Annotated in this window: 6 protein-coding genes; all 6 read right to left on the reverse strand. The window is 63.7% G+C overall.

Annotation, left to right across the window (positions count from 1 at the left end):
* Window positions 1–147: 147 nt before the first annotated feature.
* A complete protein-coding gene (locus G1C97_RS11930; protein WP_169241943.1) occupies window positions 148–411 on the reverse strand; it encodes a hypothetical protein in 264 nt (87 codons plus the stop codon).
* A complete protein-coding gene (locus G1C97_RS11935; protein ID WP_169241944.1) occupies window positions 408–1058 on the reverse strand; it encodes an exonuclease domain-containing protein in 651 nt (216 codons plus the stop codon). Before G1C97_RS11935 ends, G1C97_RS11930 begins: the two co-directional genes overlap by 4 nt.
* A complete protein-coding gene (locus G1C97_RS11940; protein WP_205832643.1) occupies window positions 1055–1471 on the reverse strand; it encodes an HNH endonuclease in 417 nt (138 codons plus the stop codon). The genes G1C97_RS11935 and G1C97_RS11940 overlap by 4 nt, the downstream gene beginning before the upstream one ends.
* The gene (locus tag G1C97_RS11945; protein ID WP_169241945.1) at window positions 1468–2469 is read right to left on the reverse strand and encodes a hypothetical protein; all 1002 of its coding nucleotides are present in this window, start codon (window positions 2467–2469) and stop codon (window positions 1468–1470) included. The genes G1C97_RS11940 and G1C97_RS11945 overlap by 4 nt, the downstream gene beginning before the upstream one ends.
* Before the next feature lie 56 nt (window positions 2470–2525).
* Window positions 2526–2936, reverse strand: coding sequence for a hypothetical protein (locus G1C97_RS11950; protein WP_169241946.1), 411 nt, complete (start codon window positions 2934–2936; stop codon window positions 2526–2528).
* Window positions 2937–2949: 13 nt separating this feature from the next.
* A partial coding sequence (gene ssb / locus G1C97_RS11955; RefSeq protein ID WP_169241947.1) for a single-stranded DNA-binding protein occupies window positions 2950–3411 on the reverse strand: 462 nt, incomplete at its 5' end.

Raw genomic sequence — 3411 nt, forward strand, 5'->3', positions numbered from 1 at the left:
TCTCACGATCCGTGTTCTTGCGGTTCACGCCGGCCTTATACGCCTTGCGCGAGGCAAGACACGCGCCCAGCCGGGTGATGCCGGTGGGGCGCTCGCCGTTGTCGGGGTAGGGGTAGCGTTCTTCGATCTCGTTGGTGACGATGCTGGTCATGCGGTTTGTCCTTTCTGGGCTTGGGGCTGGTATTCGAGCTTGTACGGGGCACCGGGGAGCGTGAGGTCTCGGCTGATGTCGAGCCGGCCGATGGGCGTGCCGTTGAACGAGGCGGCGCACTTGGGGCAGATGTCGATTCCGATTTCCTCGATCCGGCCCATAGTGGTGCGGTTGGCCGAATAGCCCGACAGGCGGAATCGCAGGGCGTCGCGCTCGCTGGTTTCGGTGCCGCATTGGTCGCAGTAGATGCGTGTGCTCATTGCTTGTTCCTTTCGTGTTCTAGGAGGATGTCGAGGTAGGTGGCGTAGTCGTTGCGGTCTCGGGTGATGCAGTCGGTGACGCGGTGGGTGCCGGCGTGGCCTTTGTAGGGGTTGACGTCCAGTGCGGTGTCCGCGAGGCGGAATGTGCTGAGGTCGAGTTTGCGGTGGTTGGTGAGTTCCCTGAGGTAGTCGGGGTGGATGTATCCGGCGAGTTGGTTGGTGAGCAGGTCGATGTCGTAGTCCACGTTGGTGCCTGCGGGGTGGAGTTCGTATTGGGCGGCTTGGTCGTTGAGGAATTCGGACAGGTTGCGGGCGACGTTCGCGTAGCCGATCTCTTTGGGTTCGGCCTCCATGATGGTGTCGAGCAGGCCGTTGTCGAGGTGCATGCACAGCACGTAGGGGTCGAGGTCGTAGAGGCTGAGCTTGTCGGGGCGTACCGGGCAGACGAACCGGTCGCCTTCGGTGCTGCCGTCCATGCTGGTGACGATCATGCCGATTTCCAAGAGTTTCGCATTGGTGCGGCTGATGCCTGTGGTTTCGGTGTCGATCCACAAAAGCATGTTGGGCTTCTTGGGCGGGCGTGGCGGGTCGAGCGGGATCGACTGGCCGCCGACGGTGAGCGCATGGGCTTCGGTGTTGGTGTTCATGATTGGGTTCCTTTCAGATGGTGGATGTCGGGGATGTAGCTTGGCATGCCTTCCGGCGGTTGGGTTGGCGTTCGTCGGCCGTCGTCGTCGAGTTGCTGCCAGCCGTGGCGGGGATAGTAGACGGGCGTTTGGGTGGGGCTCTGCCATGAGTGGACGAGGTAGCCGAGCTGGTAGGCGATCTGGCCGGCTTGGTCGTGTACCCAGCCGTGGCAGCCGTCCGAGCCGCTGCCGCATAACGGCAGCAGGTTGCCGGCTTGGTGGAGCCCCTTGTATCCGTGGCCTTGGCTGCGTTTGAGCCGGTGGTGGATGCTGTACCCGCTCCAATACGAGTCGATGTTTCGGCCGCAGATGGCGCACTTCCAGCCGTCCCGGCCGAGCACTTGCCGCCGGGTTTCGGGTGTCGGCCCGCTCATGATGGTTTTCCTTTCCGTGTGAGTTCCGCCACGACGTGGCGGGCTTGGGCTTCGGGGTTGCCTCCGGCTTTGACGTTGGCCCAGAACGATCCGACGATCGAGCCTTCGAAGCTGCCTTCGGGCACTTGGCTGAGGATGTGCTCTTGGAGCCATTGCTCGTCGCAGATGCCCCATGTGTACCGGGGTTTCGGTGGCGTGGGCAGCCAGTCGAGGTATGCGCCGTTGGTGAGCCATCGGCTCATGTTGGGCGCGTACTGGGGTTGGTCGATGGTCTTGGCGTAGGCGATGACCGCGCCGATCAGGTTCGCTGCCGACACTGCCGGTATGCCGTCGAGGCCTTCGAGGGCTGCGGCGAACGCGGCTTCGGCCTCGCGTCTCGATCCGGTGTGCCTCGGGTAGGCGTTCCACGCCGTCGTGAACGGGTCGAGCATCGCCGTGGCCTCGACTTCGGCGATCGACACGGTTTGCTTCGATCCCGGCCCGGAGGGGTTAGGGGAGGAAGAAGGCATGGTTTGGTTAGGTACGGTAGTGCTTCCTGTTTGCTTTGTTGAAGTTGAAGCAGTCTGCTTCGCGTCTGCTTCGTTTTGCTTCGCGTTTGCTTCGGCTTTGGCTCGTCGTACCGCGCCCGACGCCTTGCCTCCGGCGTGGCCGGCGGCCGCTTTCTTTTCGTGCAGTTCGACGGCTTCCTCGGGTGTGAGCGGCTTCTTCTGGTTCTTGAAGCTGCCGAACACGGCGAGGCCTCGACGGGTCACGACCCTGTACACGCCTTCGCCGACCTCCTCGAAGAGGCCGTTTTCCACGAGTTCGCGCACGAGTCTGGCGTTTCCGCCCACGCTTCTGACGCGCTTGAGGTCGAAGGTTCCGTCGAACGAGTCCGGCCGCGTGTATATCTGGTGGTCGCACCACGTCACCATCGTCGCGTACAGGCCGCGTGCGGCCATGCTGCTGTCCTGCACGCCCGGATCGAAGCCGAAGGTGCTGTCGAAGTTCACAGACACGACGCACCATCCCGTTTATTTGACTGCTGCATATAAGCCTCTCCCAAACTGTCGGGTTATTTGATCTCGCCGGTGTTTGGATCGACGGCCTCCCCGCCGTCTTCCACGTCATCGGTGGTGGGCAGCTCATGGAACGGGTCGAACGATCGTTCGAGGTCGTCGCGCATGATCCGCCGGCGCGTGTCGGTCGGGTAGGTCATCAGATCGTCCATGAGCGTGGCTTCGTCGATGATGTACGACGCGGCCGCGTCCGCGTCGTACAGGGCTTCGACGTAGGGGCTGATGCCCTTGTACTTCTCGACGTACTCGTCCTTGGTCGAATACTCCAGAAGCCGTGCGGCCTTGACGCGGAACGCGCTGGCGGCCTTCTTGATCGCGCCGGCCGCTGCCGACAGGGGTAGGAGCTGCAACGGGGTGATCTCGTCGGGTATGAGCGAGTCCTGTATCCCCTTGTCCTTCTTTGCCATAAGGGCGTACTTTCTAGAATTCCGGTTCGCCGGCCGGATCGGCCGGGGCGAACGAGTCCGACGTGTAGCCGCCGGCCCACGGGTCGGTTGCGGGCGGCTGCGACGGCGCGGCGTTCGACGTCGCGGCGGCGGGCGGGGTGCCGTTGGGGTTGCCGTAGGTGGTGCCGCCCGAATACCCGCCGTGATTACCGCCGCTCTGCTTCATGACCTGCGCGGTCGCGTACCGGAGGCTGGGGCCGATCTCGTCCACGGTCAGCTCCATGACGGTGCGGTTCGTGCCGTCCTGAGCCTGATAGGAGCGCTGCGAGAGCCGGCCTTGGGCGATGACGCGCATGCCCTTCGCGAGGATTTGGGCGACGTGCCGGGCCATGTCGTTCCACGCGGCGCAGCGCATGAACAGGGCCTGCCCGTCCTCCCACTGGTTCGTCTGGCGGTTGTGGTTGCGGGGCGTCGAGGCAATCGTGAAGTTCGCCAC

Origin of the sequence: Bifidobacterium olomucense, from assembly GCF_012932375.1 — a bacterium.
Taxonomy (GTDB): Bacteria; Actinomycetota; Actinomycetes; order Actinomycetales; family Bifidobacteriaceae; genus Bifidobacterium; species Bifidobacterium olomucense.